This is a genomic window from Bacteroidota bacterium (genome assembly GCA_013360915.1).
In the GTDB taxonomy this organism is placed as follows: domain Bacteria; phylum Bacteroidota; class JABWAT01; order JABWAT01; family JABWAT01; genus JABWAT01.
Genome location: JABWAT010000006.1, coordinates 141022 through 160093 on the forward strand (window position 1 = coordinate 141022; position 19072 = coordinate 160093).

At 46.7% G+C, this 19072-nt stretch carries 18 protein-coding genes; all 18 read right to left on the bottom strand.

What is annotated here, in order from left to right; genetic code table 11:
* Positions 1–15: 15 nt before the first annotated feature.
* Positions 16–957, bottom strand: a complete 942-nt coding sequence (locus tag HUU10_09370) for a glycosyltransferase family 2 protein (GenBank protein NUQ81805.1) — start codon at positions 955–957, stop codon at positions 16–18.
* Positions 939–1862, bottom strand: a complete 924-nt coding sequence (locus tag HUU10_09375) for a glycosyl transferase (GenBank protein ID NUQ81806.1) — start codon at positions 1860–1862, stop codon at positions 939–941. Before HUU10_09375 ends, HUU10_09370 begins: the two co-directional genes overlap by 19 nt.
* A gap of 159 nt (positions 1863–2021) precedes the next feature.
* Positions 2022–3179, bottom strand: coding sequence for a hypothetical protein (locus HUU10_09380; protein ID NUQ81807.1), 1158 nt, complete (start codon positions 3177–3179; stop codon positions 2022–2024).
* A gap of 4 nt (positions 3180–3183) precedes the next feature.
* Entirely contained in the window at positions 3184–4263 is a 1080-nt protein-coding gene (locus HUU10_09385) for an NAD-dependent epimerase/dehydratase family protein (protein NUQ81808.1), read from the bottom strand.
* A gap of 86 nt (positions 4264–4349) precedes the next feature.
* The gene (locus HUU10_09390) at positions 4350–5336 is read right to left on the bottom strand and encodes a hypothetical protein (protein ID NUQ81809.1); all 987 of its coding nucleotides are present in this window, start codon (positions 5334–5336) and stop codon (positions 4350–4352) included.
* Positions 5329–6378, bottom strand: a complete 1050-nt coding sequence (locus tag HUU10_09395; protein ID NUQ81810.1) for a glycosyl transferase — start codon at positions 6376–6378, stop codon at positions 5329–5331. Before HUU10_09395 ends, HUU10_09390 begins: the two co-directional genes overlap by 8 nt.
* A 100-nt stretch (positions 6379–6478) precedes the next feature.
* Positions 6479–7660 carry a glycosyltransferase family 4 protein gene (locus HUU10_09400; protein ID NUQ81811.1) on the bottom strand — a complete coding sequence of 394 codons (1182 nt, stop codon included), beginning with the start codon at positions 7658–7660 and terminating at the stop codon, positions 6479–6481.
* A gap of 15 nt (positions 7661–7675) precedes the next feature.
* Positions 7676–8617, bottom strand: a complete 942-nt coding sequence (locus tag HUU10_09405; GenBank protein ID NUQ81812.1) for a hypothetical protein — start codon at positions 8615–8617, stop codon at positions 7676–7678.
* Positions 8618–8735: 118 nt separating this feature from the next.
* On the bottom strand, positions 8736–9713 hold the full coding sequence (locus tag HUU10_09410; protein NUQ81813.1) for a glycosyltransferase family 2 protein: 978 nt from the start codon (positions 9711–9713) through the stop codon (positions 8736–8738).
* Entirely contained in the window at positions 9710–10837 is a 1128-nt protein-coding gene (locus HUU10_09415) for a glycosyltransferase family 4 protein (protein ID NUQ81814.1), read from the bottom strand. Before HUU10_09415 ends, HUU10_09410 begins: the two co-directional genes overlap by 4 nt.
* Before the next feature lie 126 nt (positions 10838–10963).
* A complete protein-coding gene (locus tag HUU10_09420) occupies positions 10964–11785 on the bottom strand; it encodes a glycosyltransferase (GenBank protein ID NUQ81815.1) in 822 nt (273 codons plus the stop codon).
* Positions 11775–12572 carry a hypothetical protein gene (locus tag HUU10_09425; protein ID NUQ81816.1) on the bottom strand — a complete coding sequence of 266 codons (798 nt, stop codon included), beginning with the start codon at positions 12570–12572 and terminating at the stop codon, positions 11775–11777. The genes HUU10_09420 and HUU10_09425 overlap by 11 nt, the downstream gene beginning before the upstream one ends.
* Positions 12573–12906: 334 nt before the next feature.
* Complete coding sequence (locus HUU10_09430; protein ID NUQ81817.1) at positions 12907–13728, bottom strand: CatB-related O-acetyltransferase; 822 nt, start codon at positions 13726–13728, stop codon at positions 12907–12909.
* A gap of 5 nt (positions 13729–13733) precedes the next feature.
* The gene (locus HUU10_09435; GenBank protein NUQ81818.1) at positions 13734–14420 is read right to left on the bottom strand and encodes a capsular biosynthesis protein; all 687 of its coding nucleotides are present in this window, start codon (positions 14418–14420) and stop codon (positions 13734–13736) included.
* Between the two features lie 126 nt (positions 14421–14546).
* The gene (locus tag HUU10_09440; protein ID NUQ81819.1) at positions 14547–15197 is read right to left on the bottom strand and encodes a methyltransferase domain-containing protein; all 651 of its coding nucleotides are present in this window, start codon (positions 15195–15197) and stop codon (positions 14547–14549) included.
* A gap of 24 nt (positions 15198–15221) precedes the next feature.
* On the bottom strand, positions 15222–16742 hold the full coding sequence (locus tag HUU10_09445) for an N-acetylneuraminate synthase family protein (protein NUQ81820.1): 1521 nt from the start codon (positions 16740–16742) through the stop codon (positions 15222–15224).
* Between the two features lies 1 nt (position 16743).
* Entirely contained in the window at positions 16744–17460 is a 717-nt protein-coding gene (locus HUU10_09450; GenBank protein NUQ81821.1) for an inositol monophosphatase, read from the bottom strand.
* The gene (locus tag HUU10_09455; protein ID NUQ81822.1) at positions 17461–18714 is read right to left on the bottom strand and encodes an ABC transporter ATP-binding protein; all 1254 of its coding nucleotides are present in this window, start codon (positions 18712–18714) and stop codon (positions 17461–17463) included. It abuts the gene before it with no gap.
* Between the last annotated feature and the right edge of the window lie 358 nt (positions 18715–19072).

Sequence of the window (19072 nt, forward strand, 5' to 3'; positions counted from 1 at the left end):
TTGGATGGTTTCATGTTACCTTCCCACCCATTTTTTAAATCGAACCGCTGCTTTCCAACCAAAAAGGGTGGCTATCAGCCGGCCTGCCTGGCCCGATGGAAGTGGCAATTGGCTGCCGCCCAGTTTTTTTACTTCGTCTTCTGCGCGTTTCGTCAGGTCGGGGTAGGCTGGCCAGGCGTTATACGCCCAGAGTTGCCACACATCGGCACACCGCTGTCTGATTCTCGGGCTCGATTCGGCTTCCAGCATCCAGCGGCAGGCAAGTTCAACGGAAAGATAGGCCGATTCAAATGCCTTCCTGTCACGGGTGGCCGACAGTGTGGCTCCCGAACCAGACCGGTAATACAGAATGGATTCCGGGCAGAAACGGACCCGTTTCACCCGGGTGATGTGGCGGGTGAAAAATTCGAAATCATCGATCAGGGTCAACCGTTCGTCCCACGCTCCCTGTCTGATCAGCTGATCCCGGTGAAACAGAAACATCCCGCATTGTGTCATGTTTCCGCCGCCGACCAGGGATCCGGCAAGCCAATCCATGGAATCCAGATCACGCCAGACGGCTTCTTCATTGGGACGGAAGGTGGTCAGGTCATTGTTGTAAAAACGACCCCAGGCCGAGGATACCAGACAATCGGGGTCGGTCACGGCCAGCTTTACCTGCGCTTCAATGGCTCCCTCACTGAGAAGATCATCGGCATCCATGAATTTGATCAGAAGGCCGGTTGATTGCTGAAAACCAGCATTCCGGGTGGCCGCTGCGGTTTTTGCCTGCACCTGAACAAACCGCAACCGGGGATCGGTCCCGTAAGCAGCCGTATCGGGGAGTTCACCACTGCAGGCCACCACGATTTCCAGATTCTGGTACGTCTGATTCTGAATGCAGGCCAGTGTCTCAGCCAGCTCCGGCTGAATGCGCCAGGTCGGAATGATGACGGAAACTAACGGATTTTTTTCCATGCGTAAATAAAATAATCGGGTTTTGAAGTGTCCACGTAATGGTGAAGCACGCCCTCGGTTTGTTTCACCTGTTTGTGGGTGGGCATCACAATGTAGTCGGCTTCCGGGCCAATCACGCAGGATTTTCCGGCCAGATACATGGCAGTCAGGGTCTGTTCGAGAAAGTAAGATCCCAGTGTTCCCCGCTCCAGTTCAGTGGCCCACCGTTCCATCTGGTCCCAGTCAATCGAGCCGCTATCCAGTCCGATAAGTCCGACATTAACCTTTTCGGGAATCCGCTGACCCAGAACTGAAAAAATCCGTTCACTGGTGAAGCCATAGGAATTCAGTTTGTCGGGAATGTAAAAAGGCCGGTCCGGATTTTTCAGCCAGTCGAATAAAAGGACGGGTGTCCTGAAAAAAAGCATATCTGAATCGGCCACCACTTTATATCCGGTGCTTCCTGCATGAACATCAAGTAGTTTTCTGATGTGAGGATAGACCTTTCGCTTGTGATTCAGATAGGGATATTTCGATTCAGGTAACACTTTTCTCAGCCGTTCATCGGTGTCGGATTTCCGGTGGATCACCACACCGGGTACCTGAAGGTGAATCACTTTTTCAAGAGAATCATCAAAACTGCCATCGTCATGGACATGAAACCGGATGGCAACCGGACTGACTTTCTGAAGGGAAACCATGCAGAAAATGGTCTGAAACCAGAATTTTTTTCCCGTCAGGAAATGGATGGCTGGCGAGTCGGGGGTCAGATCGCCGGGAGCCGTAACGGTCAGGTTCAGAGAGGCCTGCTGCATCTGATTGATTCCGGCCTTCATTCGCAGCCAGTTGATCGGTCCGCCCAAATGCATGATTTCACGGAACTGGCTCCGGGGTTTCCGGTAAACTGAATCAACAACGATTTGCATGGTATGGGGCATATGAGAAACTGCAGACTTTAACAGACGTTGAAATAACTGTGCGGACTGGTTAACGGACTATCACCCGGTTCGGACCAGAACCCCGATGCAGGATGAACCGATCAACCGTGCCGGGAAGGGGCTGATAACCTGTAACCCCGGGGTGTTTTAATTTCCTGACCGATTCTTCCTTTCCAGATCACCAATCAACACCTGGTTTATGGTTTCCGGATTGAATTCGGTTTCTGAAAAGCGGATGGATTCCTGTGCAAGCAGATTCCAACGGGTCTCGTCGGTGGTTTGCCTGATTAACTCAGCGGTTCCATCCTCGTCGAAACGGTCGGTATAAGCCGTGTACCCCGAGTTTTTGCACCAGATACCAATGGCAGAATCGGCAGGGACCTGACAGAGAACCGGCAGGCCGGTTTGTAAAAACTGAGGGAACTTGCTCGGAAAGTTGGAATCAATCCAGGGCATTCCGGCCACGGTTTCCGGGTAATTGACCAGAAAGGATGAACAATGATCGATCATATACTCGCATACAAAACGGGTGGTATTCACCGGCATCACCACAACGGCCTGACTGGCTTCCTGCAGCAGTTGAACATTCCGGGCAACCGGAGAAAATATGATGAGCTTTCCGTTTAACTTTTCCAGCACTTTCACAAACCGGATGGTGGCTGGTACAATCTGATCGTACAGAGATCCTGCAAAACCAACCACGGGTGATGTGCTGAAAGTTGGTTTCCAGACGGCCTTCCGGCTGATCAGTTCCGGCACAGGAAAGACCCGGTGAGTTTTTATTTCGGTTCCAGGGTACACCAGTTGATCACTGATGGACCAGATGGCGCTGGCCTGTCCCACAATCCGTTTATTAAAGGCAACCTGCAGTTCATACATGGCAGGATTGCTGGTGTAATTCATTTTCTCTGTATTGTCGTGATAGAAAACGTACAATGGTATGCCCAGTTGCTCAGAAAGAAAGGCCGCAAATCCGCTGTAATACTGCCCGTTCAGATGCGTGAAAATGGCGGTCGGCTTTGTTTCCAGAATGGCTTTCCGGTAATCGGAAAGCAACATGCGGTAGCGCACCCACCGCAGGATGGAATCGGGACGATAAGGCAGGTACCACCATTTACGGATGGTGGTGCTGAGTACCTTCCAGGTGCCGGGCAGGTTCTGAGATTTCCACTTGTCGCCGTAAGGAAATACCGTGATGGAATATCCACGTGCTTCAAGCCAGGTCAGATGACGGTAAATCAGGACTGAACTGGCAATGGTATTGCCGGGAACCGTTTCAGAAACGTATAAAATGGATGGTTTCATTCAGTCAGGGACAGTTGGTTACCTGTACACGGCTGGTCAGTCCGTCATGAAGTTCATTCATGATATCCATGAGACCATATTTCCAGGTCCAGGCAGGATAGTGCGATTTGAATTTGTTCACATCGCTGATATACCAGATATGATCACCAATCCGGTTGGTTTCAGAATAGGTGATATTCATTTTATTTCCCGAAACCAGTTCGCAGGCCTCAATTCCCTCGATCATGGAACAATTCGAGTACCGGCCACCGCCGGCATTATACACTTCTCCAAACCGGGGATTCTGATAGAAATGCCAGAACATGTTCACCAGATCCCAGCTGTGGATGTTATCACGTACCTGTTTCCCTTTGTAACCGAAAATGGTATAGGGTGTTTTGGTGATGGCGCATTTCATCAGATAAGCCAGGAATCCGTGCAACTGAGCGCCCGAATGATTGGGTCCGGTCAGACACCCACCCCTGAAAATACCGGTCTTCATATTGAAATATTTTCCGTACTCCTGAACCAGAACATCAGCCGCCACTTTAGAGGCACCAAACAGTGAGTGTTTGCTCTGATCGATGGTCATGTTTTCATCGATTCCATCTTTGAAATACGGATGGCTCTGATCAATTTCCCAGCGTTTTTCGAGTTCAACCAAGGGCAGAAAATTCGGGGTATCGCCATAGACCTTATTGGTCGAGGTAAAAATGAAGACTGCTTCCGGACTGTGAATGCGGGTCAGTTCGAGCAGGTTCAGTGTCCCGGTGGCGTTAACAGAGAAATCGGTGAGCGGTTCGCGGGCGGCCCAGTCATGCGAGGGTTGAGCCGCTGTATGCACCACCAGCCGGATATCCCGGCCATACTTGCCGAACACTTTTTCCAATTGGGAGTAATCACGAATGTCGGCCTGCACATGTTCGTAATTGGGATACGCTTTTTGCAATGCATTCACATTCCAATCGGTGGATGATTCCGGACCAAAGAAATAGGCGCGCATGTTGTTATCCACACCAATGACTTTGTCGAATTTATCATGGAAAAACCGCACCGATTCGCTTCCGATAAGACCACCTGAACCGGTGATGATGACGACCGACATGTTTCTGACTCCTGATTATGTTGGTGGCACAGGAAAAGTTCCTGGCCCTTCTTTCCCGGTGACCGTTGGCCGGTACCTGGTTTGTGTTATTTTCTTTTGAAATTCAAGATGGTTTTGCTGTAGATCAATACCAACCAGCGCTTTAACTTTTTTTCCATCCGTCCTTTTAGTGACCAATGATGAGAAAAGTCTGACCGAACGTGCCCCCCGTCGGGGAACAGAATATCGTACCAGTTTCTCGATCCGCCATTGAAATGAACTGCAACAGGAATGGTGCTCTGATACATGATCTGCCCGTTGCTGACCGATATATCTTCTGCATAGATATCGCCCAAATGCACCACATGTCCGGAATTAAGCAGGTTGAGCGGATATCCGAAAAAGGAAGTCAAAATATTTACCGAAGGCTGATCACTGTAAAACCTGATAAATTGATTCGAGGCCAGAACCAGATTCAGCAAACAGAACCGGTGAAAATCTCTGCCAGTCCCTCCGAAGAGTCCCGTGCAAAGATTCAGGGATCCATCCATGGTGGCTTCATATTGTTTCTGATCGCTCAGACCACCGAATTGGGTGTGCCGGATCCACTGACTCAGATAGCCGTTTTTCCCGATGGGCTGGTTTTCCGGACCGATAAATATGCCCGGTCCGTTCATGGCATCAAACAAAGCCTGCACCGGGGCCTGGATCAGAATATCAGAATCCATGTAGCAAATCCGGTTGTAATCGGGATACCGTTTCGAAATCAGGGCTGTGTAAACAAATTTATGCGGATACCGTTGAGTGGCCGAGGGAAGCTGATCGATGGTTTCACGAAGAATATCATTTTCCTGCAGCAATCCGACGTATGGAATGACCGTCACCTGCAGATCTTTAAAAAAAACCGTCGAGTCCTCAGTAAATGAGGGTTGATCGGAAGCCTTGCCGGGTTGATCCCACGTGCCTGCAACATCGTTGTCGCAAATGATGATATCGCCGGTAAATTCACCTTCATGCCGGAGCGACCAGACAAACCGTCTGAGCAGGAGGTCGTACCGGCTGTTCCCGGATGTAATGATAAGATCTTTAGGCATAGTTTGAATACCGGAAACGGCTCAGTAACCGGTTCAGCAAAGTGGTGGGAATGAGTTTCTTGATCCAGTGAACCACCCGAAGAACCGGGTATTTCGACAGCTTGGCCTGGTATTGTGCTTCTGCGTGCCGGTTTCGGTTGATCACGTACCAGGGGGTGAAGGCCCGGTAGGTGGACCAGCCGTTTGCTATCAGTTTTTCCCGGTAATCTGCAAACAGTTTCACAAGAACAGGATTGTCACTGATGCGGAACCGTGTGGATCCTTTGCTGACTTTTTCTCCGCCATCCATCACAAAACCACTGAAATGGTAATGAATCAACGGAAACGTTTCATTGACCCTGATCTGCTGCCCGTGAAAACTTAACCGGTTCTGATGCAGGTTCCAGAAAGCCAGATTCACACCGGGATGTTTTTCGATCCGGACACCGTTAAAAAACAGGGGTGCCAGATTCATGTACAGCTGATCGGTGAAAAATCCGTTAACCAGGTCAATTTTACAATGATCCACCATTCGTTCAGCCCACCAGGTTAGTAACTGATCCGCATCGCCGGAACGGTGTAAGGCCAGAAAACCCAGGTTGTAAATCCCGTGATTCAGAACCAGATTTTCGTCGGGGTATAATCCATCCAGCGGAATGGGTTGTGAAATATGGGGAGTCAGAACAATCAGATCGGTCCCGCCGGCTGGCAACACCGCATCCAGACGGTTATACACATAGGTATCCGGATCGAGATACACCACCACATCGGCCGATGGGTTGGTTTTGAAAAGGTGCTGAAAATAAAAAGGTTTGACCGAGGTATTCAGTTCGATAATGTTGTAATTCAGCTGCATCCGGTCAAAGCCGCCGATTCCAAGTTCTTCTACGGGAATTACCAAGCCGGGAAAGGCCGAATAATCAATGGCAGATTCCGGATGGTCCACCAGACCGGTGACGAAGGTCCAGTCGGGATGCTGCGCCAGCACCGACTCGCCCAGGGTTTTTGCCATGGCCAGGTAGTTGTTCGAGCAGAGTGTGAAGGCAATGGTTGTTGGCGTCATGTATAAAACGGATCCGACTGATTTAGATAGTGGTCAAAACTGATCAGGCAGATTGCCTGACTGTTCGTTTGGGTTCGGGTTTACAAAGAAACCGATTGTTTTAATGGCCGGATGGTTCAGTCAGTGCCTCTTTAATCTCTGGATTGAGGTTTTTTTCTATGTAATTCATCAATGTGCCGGTTATGGCAGCCATGTCGAAATGCCTGGTACATTCCAAAGCAAGCGCAGACTGTTGTTCTATCAGACCTGGTTCAGACAGATAGGACCGGACTGCCTGCAAAAATGCAACTTCATCGATGCCCTGGTCAGTAACGGGTATCACATTACCTGCCGTTTTTCCGTCAATGGTGATCATATCCTCTATAGACCCCATGTTGGTGGCCAGGACCGGTTTACCAGCAAACAGGTATTCGATCACTGTGTTGGGCTGGCTTTCAGCCGTATAGGTCGAAAGAAGAATGCCCACGTGAAGGGTGTCGAGCACCGGCCTGGGATTGACCTGGAATCCGTAGAACCGGATGGATTCACTTTCCAGATTTTTAAACCGTTCGTAGTCAGGACCATCGCCGACCATGTGCAGTTCCAGACGCCCGGGGTATTCCCTGCTTAAGTCGGAAAAAAGCCGGATCGTGGTTTCCCATCCTTTGCCTTCAATGGCCCGGCTGATGACACCCAGTCTGAGCGGACTTCCTGGCTGATACTTTGTTAACTGACTGGCTCGGGTACCGTTATACCCATAAAACAGTTTCAGTTGCCTGCTGGCAGGAAAACCGAGTTCAGATAAAGTCCTCAGGTGATTCCGGCTGGTATATATCACGGCATTTAACCGGCGGATGATGGATGGTATCTGACTGAAGATGACATCGGGTTTTTCCATTTCCATTTCGTAGTGTCCGTGGAAAAACGATACAATCGAGGTGTTGGCCGGTGCCCATTTGGTCAGGCAACTGTCAGAATAGTGAGAATGAGAAAGCACAGTCCGGATGTCATGTTTCCGGAAGAGCCATCTCAGCTGAATGTATTTCACGATGGGAAAGGTTACCCGGTAAAACCGGTTTCTGAAAATCCAGCGGTCGAATGAGAATAATTGATAGCTGCTGATGGCGGCATTCAGCAGGTTTTTCATGCCCTTCTTATGGGTTCTCTCGGGCAATAACTCGATAAATACCACACGGTACCGGTCAGAAAGGGCATTGGCTAACCGGATGGCATAGGCTTCGGCCCCTCCATCATGGTAGCTGTCAATGGTGACGCAGAGAGATTGTTTACGGTTGGTTTTCATGAAAATCAGTCAGGATCAGTCTGGGGTGGAATCTGACCGGTGAAAGCCGGCTTTTTTTCTGAGATGTAACAGGAAAGAGGAAATTACGAAGGACAACCGATCCCAGATCGATTGAAGTCGCTTCCCCTGCAGCCAGTTCCAGTCATGCGGGGTCAGATATGGTTTTCTGGTCAGATAGCGGCCATACCATTCATCAAGGAAGGGAATACGGGTTCTCCATGGATGGCGTGCGCGCACCAACTGTCTGATGGCTTTGTCGCTGAATGGTTCTCCGTTCAGTACCCTGATGACATAATCATCAAAATTGGTAACCGGTTTTGTACGGTAAGAGGAATAGTAGTGAAGGATAATGCCATTGGCGGCCGTTTGGTTTCTGGTAAGGAATTGTGCGTTATAACGGTCATCCATGAAAAGGATGTTTGCGTCAACCTCATTGATGGCGGCGTTAAATGAAGGCTGATCCCTGTAGATCTGAAGCGAACAAACCAAACCGGCATTCAGGTAAATATCACGGTGGATGGTGACATTCATCCGGTTCAGGATGTCCTGATCCTCGGGCGAAATCTGTTTTCGCTTTAAATCCTGACTGTGATTCCTTACACCTGCCAGATCACAATCTCCACCCGGTATGCCATCAATCGGGCCGCGGATCACGGTGTCGTTGTCAATGTAAAGCAGATCACCTTCCGGAACCAGGTACCGCATGATAATTTTCAGGTACCGGCTGTTCATCATATCATCCTGATATGGCGTTTCAACCGGCATAACCTCATCGGGAAGGTTCAGAACCGGATCAGAGCCTGCTAACAAAGACCGATGTGTTTTCGGATCAACCAGCAAAACCACTTTCAGGTGCGGATTGGTCAGGCGAAGGGTGGAAATCGATACACGGGTGCAAATAGAAAAGTAGGAGCCGGCAGGTCCGCACAATACATAACCAATGGTGGGATGATTCATGTCCGTTGTTCCGGAAGTCGGCTGTATCCAGAGCGTGGGTTGAGTGGACACCACACAAGCAGCCCGGAAGTCGAATGGCTTCTGATTATCATGTTAGTCGGAAACGGACAAACGTCCTTTATGGCTGATTTCCGGAGAAAAATGAACGTAAAAATTTATGTTGTACTCTAAGGTACCAGTAAAATGGGGTCCAAATCAAACCGGAAGCCAGAAACATCCACCGGAACTGACCCGTCAGGGAAGGGACCTGATACCCGGGCGGGACCCAGTAAAAGGCAAGGGCCAGCTGGTACCAATCGCGGGTTTTCTGCAGAAAACGACGATTACCGGTCCCATAGCGATGGCTGATTTCGCAGACGATGGCCAGCTCTTCGTTATGAGCTTTTAATCTGGAATCCAGATCTGCCTTGCTTCGGGTGGTTGAACTGTGAAATCTGAAATAAGATTGGAGCGAATCGATAAACCCGAAAGAGGTATCAGCCAGTACCAGGCACCAGAAGTACCAATCTCCTTTAAACCGGAATCCGGGAAGAGTGGATATCAGTTCCCGGTACTTGGTTCTGAAAACCACACAACTCGCATTGGGAATGGAGTTGAAATGGTTCATGCAGGTAACCACTTCTTCATGGCCGCTGCAGCAATAGGTCCGGTTCCACCGGCCGGGTGGGCCATACAATTCCTGATACATCAGACCATCATGCTTGACTGCCCCTTCCACAGATACCACCTGGTAACGGGTCATGACCACTCCTGCCTGCGGATGCTCCGCCACAAAGGACATCACCGTTTCCAGAAAGGTGGGTTCCGCCCAGTCATCGCTCTCGGCGATCCAGATCCAGTTGCCGGTGGCAAGCGATGTTCCCCTTTTCCATTGATGAAAGGTGGACCCACTGTTGGTGGTGTTTATAATCAATTGACTGACTTTTGGGTGGTTGCGAAAGCGATTCAGGATTTCGTGGCTGCTGTCAGTGGAAGCATCATCGAGCAGAATGACTTCAAAGTCCTGGTAGGTTTGTGAGAGAACCGATTCGATGCGCTGAACAAGGAAATCCGCATGATTGTAATTGGGAATAATCACCGACACCTGAGGGGTCAATCGGAACCTCCGAAAACAGCATATAACTGTGGTGAAATCTGATCAGGGGTAAAGGCACTGAAGGCCTTCCGGCTATAGTCCCCGTGCTGTTCTGCCAGAGCAGGGTTTCTGAAATAGGCAGCAATGGCATCGGCAGCCTTTTCAATGTTCAGATACGGGACGACCACACCTCCCTCGTTGCCGGTTATTTCGGCAATTCCGGTTGCACCTTCAAAAAGGATGATCGGTTTTCCCATAAGCCCCACTTCAATACAAACCAGCGGAAAGGGATCTTCCCTTGAAGGAAGAAAAAAGACCGAAAATTGCTGATAAAGTGGCATGGGGTCGGCCACCGGGCCTAAAAACCGGATGGTGGATTCCAGATTCAGTTTTCTGATGTCTGCTTCCAGTATCAATTGCTGATCGGGGGTTATAAATCCGGTCCACCAGAATTCGGCCTCAACATCAGGGTGGTGCGCTTTCAGATACCGGGCGACCTGCAGCATCACGTCATCACCCTTCCGCCAGTGAACCACCCCGGAACACCCGACTACAAACCGGTTACCTGGTTGTCTGGTTGGCGGCGTCAGCCCGGTTTCTGACATTTCATACACGACCTTTAACTGCTGGTCGGTGGCGTTAAACCGATCGGTCAGACATTGCCTTACCAGCTGACTGGCGGCAACCAACCAGTCGACCGAGGGAACCTGGCGGGCAAAACCAGGAGCAAACAACCCGATAATGGTTTCCAGTTCGTGAACGTGGATGAGCAATCTGGCTCCGGTTGCCTGTTTAATCTCAATCCCAAGATCAGTGGTCAGCACTGAATTACCATAAATGATCTGATATCCGGCAGAAGCAAGCTTCTTGACCATTCTTTTGGTGGCGAGCCGACCGGTATCAATTCCTGCAAGCGAGGCAAGCCGGGCGATAAGACGGTTCAGACGGCCCGGGCGCTGTATCTGATTCCAGATAATCAGGTTTCCGACCAGAGGCCTGATTTCCCCGATCAGCGGTCCGCCCTGCAAGGCAACAAGGTCGGCCTCCCATTCCGGATGGTGTTGTTTCAGCCACCGGATAAACAGAAACAGCACCCGGGGTGCTCCTGTACGGGAAAGCTCATGGGCGATAAAGAGGATTTTCATTGGAAAAATCTGAAAACCGGTTTGGTAGAAACAATAAAACTATTTAAAGATGACATTTAAAGATCTCAGAAATGGTAAGATCAGAATTAAGAAAAGGCGACCAACTGAATTCTGGTGATTTTTTTATCAATACTTCCGGTAAATGCGAAGAATCTCCTTCGCTAACAGGAATAACACGTAAGGTACATAAAGTGGTTGCCTGCTAAACTTGAGAAAAGAAATATAAAGCTCAATCCGGCTGTAATTATGCTTTAATTGATTTGGGCTCTTCAATATTCCCATTGTTGAGGAGGACTCATGATACCGGTATCGGATAAGCGGATCATTTTGATAATAAAAATATCCCTTTTTTCCGATCAGTAGCCACAATAACCAATCTTCGAACTGAAAGAGAAAAGAACCTGAAAAGGTGATCCCCTTCAAAACGTCAGCTCTTAAAACCACAGTTGAGTTGCAAATGTGGTTATGAACAAGAAATGACAAATACTTTATATGATACTTGCAGCTTTTGTTTTGATATATAAAATCATGTAGTTCGCTTGTTTTGGCTTCAGAGTCATCTGAAAACGGGGTGACACTGGAATGGCAGAGTATAATAGTAGAATCCTTTTCGAGAATATCTATCTGCCCGGATAATTTATTCGGAAGCCAGACATCATCTGCATCAAGAAAGGCGATATATTTTCCCGTGGCTTTCTTTACACCCAATTGCCTAGATTTACTGACTCCAAGATTCTTGTTGTCTTCGTGGCAATAAAGGAAAATATTCTTGTTTTCAGCAATGCATTCTTCAATGATCTGCTTTGTTTTGTCCACAGAACCGTCATCCACAATGATAAGCTCAACTGGGCTGTAGGACTGGTTCAGAACACTTTCAATGGTGTCCTTAATGAAGAGCTCTGAGTTGTAGCAAGGAATAATGACAGAAACAAGAGGATTAGTGTGCAAGATAATTCTCGGCTAAAATAGGATTAAATCGTTTTTCGATGGAGGGCACTGTTGAACGGTTAACAGAAAAAATCTGGTAACCCTGGTCCTCAAGATGTGCCAGATTATTTTCAAAATCGTTGCCAAAATAAATATCAGTATAGGTTCCGTTATCAATCATTTTTTTATGTTCGTTTGTAAAGCCGGGTTCGAATAACCGGGTGCTTTTTGAGTAAGTCCCATAGGAAAATGCGTCACTGTAACTCCATTGGTAGTTAGCGGTAACAGAACCTTTGACCGCCGGTGATCCAATTCCATCAAAGCCAACCAGAATAATTGTTTTGGAGAAAAGCAAGGACAAAGGTAAGAGAATGGTATTTAAAGTGTTTCCGATATCGGTGAGTTCGAAATGGTCTCTGAGGGCTGTCAGAGATTTGTTGTTGTATCTGGGTACAGGAATTAATTGGCTGTGCAGTGAGGCAGGGATATTAAAGTGCAGAATCTGGTGAAAATTAAGTGGATAAACAAAAAACAAATGATTGTTAGATGAAAGTCTTTCTGATAAATCGTTCAAAAACAATTTCGCCAGAGTGGATGGTCCAAAGTATACGGCGGCATCTGATGCTACGATAAAGTTGAGTTCACATGCTGAAATGGCAGCAGAATTCTTTATAAATGCATTGCTTGCAATGGTTACAGAGTTCTTCGTTTTAGATAAATCAAACAATTGAAGTGATGGTCCGTTCCCAAAAATGAAAACAGGAGAACCACCAGACTTGCCTGCAAGTTCCTTCTGAATCTGATTCAATCTGGATTTGGATTCGTGGATAATCTTTTCCTGGCTGAATACGGTTGTTGAAAAAATACTGAATCCAATGTCACATAACACCCAGGCGCCAAAAGGAGACAATTCCGGATTTAAACGGAACACACGATTACGGAAAAACCTTGAATATCCGTATGTTTTGGTATAATTGGTGGTTCTCAGATCAATAACAATCGGGAAAAGTAGCCAATCGGTAATCAGAAATTGGCGCCGGATGATCAATCTGGAAAACACAGGGATATAACTGACGAGTCGCTGTATTTCAAGACTGGTATTGGTATCTGATTCAATGAGAAGAAGAATATTCATTGGTAAATCAGGTAAGTCGTTCGAATGATTCAGGCAGGATCAGGGTATTTGGCTTCCATTCCTGTAATTTTCCTGAATTTCGGTTTTCCTGGAATTGTTCCAGAAATCTCTCTGGGTTTTTATAATCCAATTCGAGCAGGTCAGCATAGCTGTATTTCCACCACTCCGAAGCAAGAAGCGATTTTATCAGTTCCTGGTCGAACCGGTATTTTTTTACTGTGGCCGGTATGCCTGCCACAATAGCATAGGGGGGAACATTTCTGGTAACAATGCTGCCCGATGCGATGACGGCTCCTGTCCCGATATGGATTCCCATTCCCAGGGTTACATTTTCACCAATCCATACATCATGGTCAATAACCGGATATTGTTTTCCCGTTTTCGGGTCAAATTCATGTCTTCGAATGGTGGTTTCTGCCAACTGCCGGTCGATCAGATGATGAATCGTGGTAAGATGCGGAGTGTTTTCTGGTTTAAAAAAGGCAACAGATGAGGATAGCCAATCGGTTGGATGAGAAAAATCAAGGAAACGAAGACCCTTTGCCACAGAACTGTAGCGACCAACAATGAATCCTTCCGGCAAAGCAGAATGAGAATAGGAACAGGCACCCATCTGACATAAAAAACCAGACTTTTGCCACGGAGAGGGATTGTAAGGTCCACCATAAAAAGCACATGGTCCTTCGATTACAATTCTGGAATTGATCTCGTAATCGTCACCAGGTTTAATCCAGCCAATTGACCGGTCAAAATCACCAATCGTGTACTGATGGGCAACTCCGGTTTCTTCAAGCAGGTTTAAAATGGCAGGAGTAATCTTTATAACCATCTGGTTTACAGTGTGATTCGTTTCTGAATAATTGCCTGATAAAGAACCTGACAGGTTTCGAACTCTGTCGGCGTATCAATATCCTGACTTTCAATCGGACCAATTTCATAAAAGATGGGTTTATTCCCGATCTGGTATTGATTGTCCATCATCATACTCTTTGGTGAAATAAAAAAGGCAAGATTCATGTGGAAAATGGGACGGATTCCCTGTGAATAGGAATGCCAGACTCCCCATTGATGATTAATTGGAATATAATCAGCGTTCAGGTAAAAGTGTTTCAAACGTGTCACTGTTAATAATGAATCCTTTTCAGGCTCAGCTAAGAGGCGTGCATAAGCAGATTTGAAATCAGAAAACAAAGGTGAGGTTGGCATTAACCATCCAATCAATGTGTCCTGACTGACCGGGACCTGATTCAGAATACCACGCAAAACAGTTCCCCATGGTGTCTCATCGACGCATAAAGAAAAGTCACGAAGTAGAAATTTAACGCCCAGTCGCTCAGAAATATGCCGGGCTTCATCAGAATCACTGGAAACATAGATTTCTGAAAAAATACCAGAATCCAATGCCTGTCTGATTTTTATTTCCAGCAAAGACTGGCTTTCATAAAATGGTTTGAAATTCTTATTAGGAACCCGACTTGAGTTTGATTTTGCAGGTATGACTGCAACCAGATTATGATTCATGGTAATTGGGTTAAAACTAATTTAGAAAAAGACAAGTAAAATTAAAAAAGCAATGTAATATTGCATAAATAATACGGTCAATTATATTTCCAATTCACGTATGCAGATATTTTCAATATTGCTAATTCATTTGGTGCATTCGAGATAAAGAGATTCATTTTCCCTGTGTTTTGTGTCACATTTGAAATTTAAGTCCTGACTCTCGTTAAAACCGGATTTAACAATATTAACGAATCCAATTTCCTCAAGTAATAACTTCAATGTATTAAAATCGTAACAATACAAATGCCCATGATATCGGAATACAGAATTGACATGCATCATAGGGGTTTTTAATGTTAAATCATTTTCATATGGGAATTCAACAAATTCACCGTTCATCCTTTTATAATATGTTTCAATATATTTTTGTCCATCAGGCAAAACAATGCGTGCAACTCCCCCAGCTTTTAGTACCCTATAAAACTCACTTAAAACAAATTGAATTCGATCAAAAGGAAGGTGTTCAAGACAGTGCTCGGAGTAAATTCCAATAAATTGTTCATTGCTAAACGGTAATCCACGAAGAATGTCCCAACAGTAATCAACACCAGGTCTCCATTGCCAATCAAGATTTACAAATTGTGGATAAATATTAGCTCCACAACCAACGTTAAGGTATTTACGATTATCACTCTGATTTAATTGTAGCTTTGAATTTCTTCTTAAAAGTGAAATAAAAAACTGGACCTTATTGTATTCATATATAGGTTTAGAGAAAAGACTTTTAATCTGCATATTTAACTTCCTATATGTATGGTTTTAGTATTTGTGGTGCTCACTGGATTGAATGGTTTTGATTTCACTGCCTACAATCAGCTCGGCTTCGCGAACATGATCCACATATTCTGTAAAGGCCTGAGTGGTGAGATCCACCGCCACGGCATCAAAATGTGCCCATTCAGTGTTGCCCCATTTTACATGCTTTTCGAGCATTCTGGCACCTGCAGCAACCGCTAATGCAGAAGCCTTCCAGCCAAGATCATGACTGGAGTAGCCGGGTATGATTCTTGGATATTGCCGGGACAGTTCATGGTAATGCCTGATCACCCCGATATGGCAGTCGTGCAGGGGTGTGGGATAGGCAGAATTGCACTGCAGCAGATACAATTTATTGTTGGTTTTAAAATTTTCAATGACAAACTGCTCATAATCCATGGTAGTCATTCCGGTGGAAAGAACGAGATCACCATGATAATGACCGGCCACAAACTTCAGGTAATCCTTTTTCTCAGAAATGGTACTTGGTAGTTTGATCATGGCCGGTTTCAGATCGAGCATGAAATAGAAAGAGGGCTCATCAAGCACCGAAACAAACCATCCGATCCCGATTTCTTTACAAAGCTGATCGACAAAGGCAAAATCGTCCTTTGATAGTTCAAGCTGGTACCGGTAATCACCAAACGTGTTTCCAAAGGGGGAAAAGTAGGGAGATTTCAATTGGTCGGGTGTGTAGAAAGAGTCCACGTCCCGTTTCTGTAATTTGATGAAATCTGCACCAGCCGATTTACTGGCTCTGATCATTCTTTCCAGACGCATCCGGTCGCCGAAATGGTTGGTTGTCAGTTCGGCCACAATCAGAACATTGCCGACATACTGACTTTTTGCATAAGTCTTCGAGTGTCTTGAATTGAGTTCAGCAGGTGACAGTGCGCTGTAGGGACGGCCTCCCACATGAAAAACACGCAGGTTTGACTCTTTCAGAAAATACAGCGCACTCAGAAAATAATTTTCCTGAATCAGAACGCGGATCGATCCTTCCTCGAACGATTCGGTTGCATATACTTTCCCCAGTTTTGTGCTGAAACCTGCGTTCAGATCAAAATCGAATCCGGCCAGGTACACCGTCTGCGGTCTTTTCCGGATGTCGGCAATTTTCCGGGCCACCTTCAGGGCAGACAGGAACATGATGTCCTCGATCTCAAGTGAGTCCGCCAGGAAACGTTGCATGATCAGGTCAGACGAAGCCTGAGTAAGGGGGATATACGGAAGAACAGAATAATCACGGGTCAGCAGGGAGGGCTGACCGGCCATCAGATAAAACCTGGATTTCTGACCGTTTTCAGAGACTGCCTTTTCTGCCCAATCGGCATGAAAGATGGAAACATCCACAGGATGAATCCGCTCAGAGTCATTGATTCCGATGGTAAAACAATTTTTAAAAATCGATGGATCAATCTGGTCAATACTGGGTCCCTTTCCCAGAATAAAGATGGTATCGGTGGTGTAGGACGATGCCAGATGTTCAAGATGTGTGTCGAGATGTGATAAGGTGATTTCCATATCAGACTTTCAGGATGGAGTTCGGATTGGTGATGTCGACCCGATACCGGCAGGTTGGGTCCAGAAAATGAGTTCCATCGAAGGATTGTTCGTTTAAATTAACCAGGCAGCCATGCTCCAGGGCCAGCATGATGCCGGGTAACAAATCCCAGATGTAGGCACCTTTCGGATTCACGAACCGGTGAAACCTGCCAGTGATGACACAGAAAAGATTATACACTGCACAACCGGTCACCCGATACTCGGCCGCAGACCGGATTCCGTCGGCAATTGCTTCGTTGAAAGAAGAAGAAAAACCGGTAATCCGTGAATTAAACCGGCTGACCGGTTCACCCGAAATAATCGCCTCACCCAATTCGGGAAGAAGCAACATGCTTCCTTCATGAAGCCCTTGGTTCCAGACTGTCACCGAGACACCCCATTCCTTCAGTCCGGACAGGAAATTTTCGGTTCCATCAATGGGATCGATGACCAGAATTCTGCCTGATGGCAGCGGTGAATGATTCCGGAACGATTCTTCTGCAATAACCTGAATATCAGGATCCCACTTTTTAAAAAAGGCGATGATCAGATTTTCGATGAGTACATCAGACTGGGTTACCGGACTGTTATCCGGTTTAAAAGAAAACTGAAAACGTTTTTCCAGGATGCCGGGCAGGGCAGCGAGTATTTCTGATTTACAATCAATCAGCAGTCTGGAAATGGGGGAGGTTGTCATTTAAACCTGTTGCCATTTGTTTAGTACCGGGATGACACCACGTCGTTTTTCTGACATGGAGTGAAATGCCGGGTCAAAGGACAATTCCTCGACCTGAAAAACAAGTGCTTTTTCATGAAAATCAACGGGAGAGCCATTCAGATATCCGACAAAAACATCCATGTGGTAATGTCCGGCTTTCAGAGGAGAGGGCAGGTTTACATGCAATCTGAATGCACCGGTGCGTATCTGATTCAGCAGATCCGGATTCTGATCCGTATCGAAACTGGTAAATAAATGTTCGTCATTGCGGTACAGGTAAAATCCGATTGTAACACCCGGTCGTTTTTCGGTTACATTCAGTTCAAAGTCAACAGACAGCTTTGAAAAGGAATCAATTCGATTTCCAGGCACTTTGCTGATGGTGGAGTTATCCACTGTCAGGTGAACGGTGGTTATCTGGGTTTTTTCCCGGTCCGGATGCGGATGCTGGAATTTCAGCCGGTTTTCGGTCTCAAGGTATATTTCTTCGTAGTGGCTGATGACATCCGATGCGGCGCCGATGCTTTTAATCTTTCCCGAAGACAGCAACACGCCTCTGGTACACAAATTCCTGACCGCCGTCATATTATGACTGACGAACAGGACGGTACGGCCATGACCGGCCACATCCTGCATTTTTCCCAGACACTTTTTCTGAAACTCGGCGTCGCCGACAGCCAGTACTTCATCAATGATGAGGACTTCGGGTTCCAGATGGGCTGCAACCGAGAATGCCAGTCGCACATACATTCCCGAGGAATACCGTTTAACCGGAGTATCGATGAATTTCTCTATGCCGGAAAATTCAACAATTTCATCAAATTTGGCCTGAATTTCGCTGCGCCGCATTCCCAGAATGGATCCGTTGAGGAAGATGTTTTCCCGACCGGAAAGTTCGGGGTGAAATCCGGTCCCGACTTCGAGCAGGGAGCCGACCCGGCCATTGATCAGAATTCGTCCGGTGGTTGGTTCGGTAATTCGGGAAAGAATTTTCAGCAGGGTGCTTTTTCCCGCCCCATTCTTGCCAATAATCCCAACCACATCTCCCTGGTTAACGGTGAAGGAAATATCCTTCAATGCCCAGAACTCGGTCTCATCGGGTTGTTCGTGGTCTTTACGTGAAAGGAGCCGGCTGGTAGCTGCCGAAATGGTTTCACGCAGGGAACCGGACGCTTTTTTACCCAGATGGTAAAGTTTGGAAATGTTGTCGACTTGTATTGCAGTTTGTGACATATTATTCAGTAGTCAGGAGACAGGAGTCAGGAGACAGGAGGTGAAAATCCGTCAGTGCCTGTTCTCTGATCGCTGGTTGCTCATTTAACGGTTTTTTAATGAATTATTTTAACTTTTAACTGGGAAAAACCCGGTCATTTCGAGAACCTCAATGTCCGGGTTTTTAAGATCACTCGCATTTTCTTTTAACTATTAACTTTTAACTGGGAAAAACCCCTCACCCTTCGAGAACCTCAGGGTCCGGGTTTTACCGATCACTTGTATTTTCTTTTAACTCTTAACTCTTAACTTTTAACTGGGAAAAACCCCTCACCCTTCGAGAACCTCAGGGTCCGGGTTTTACCAATCACATGTATTT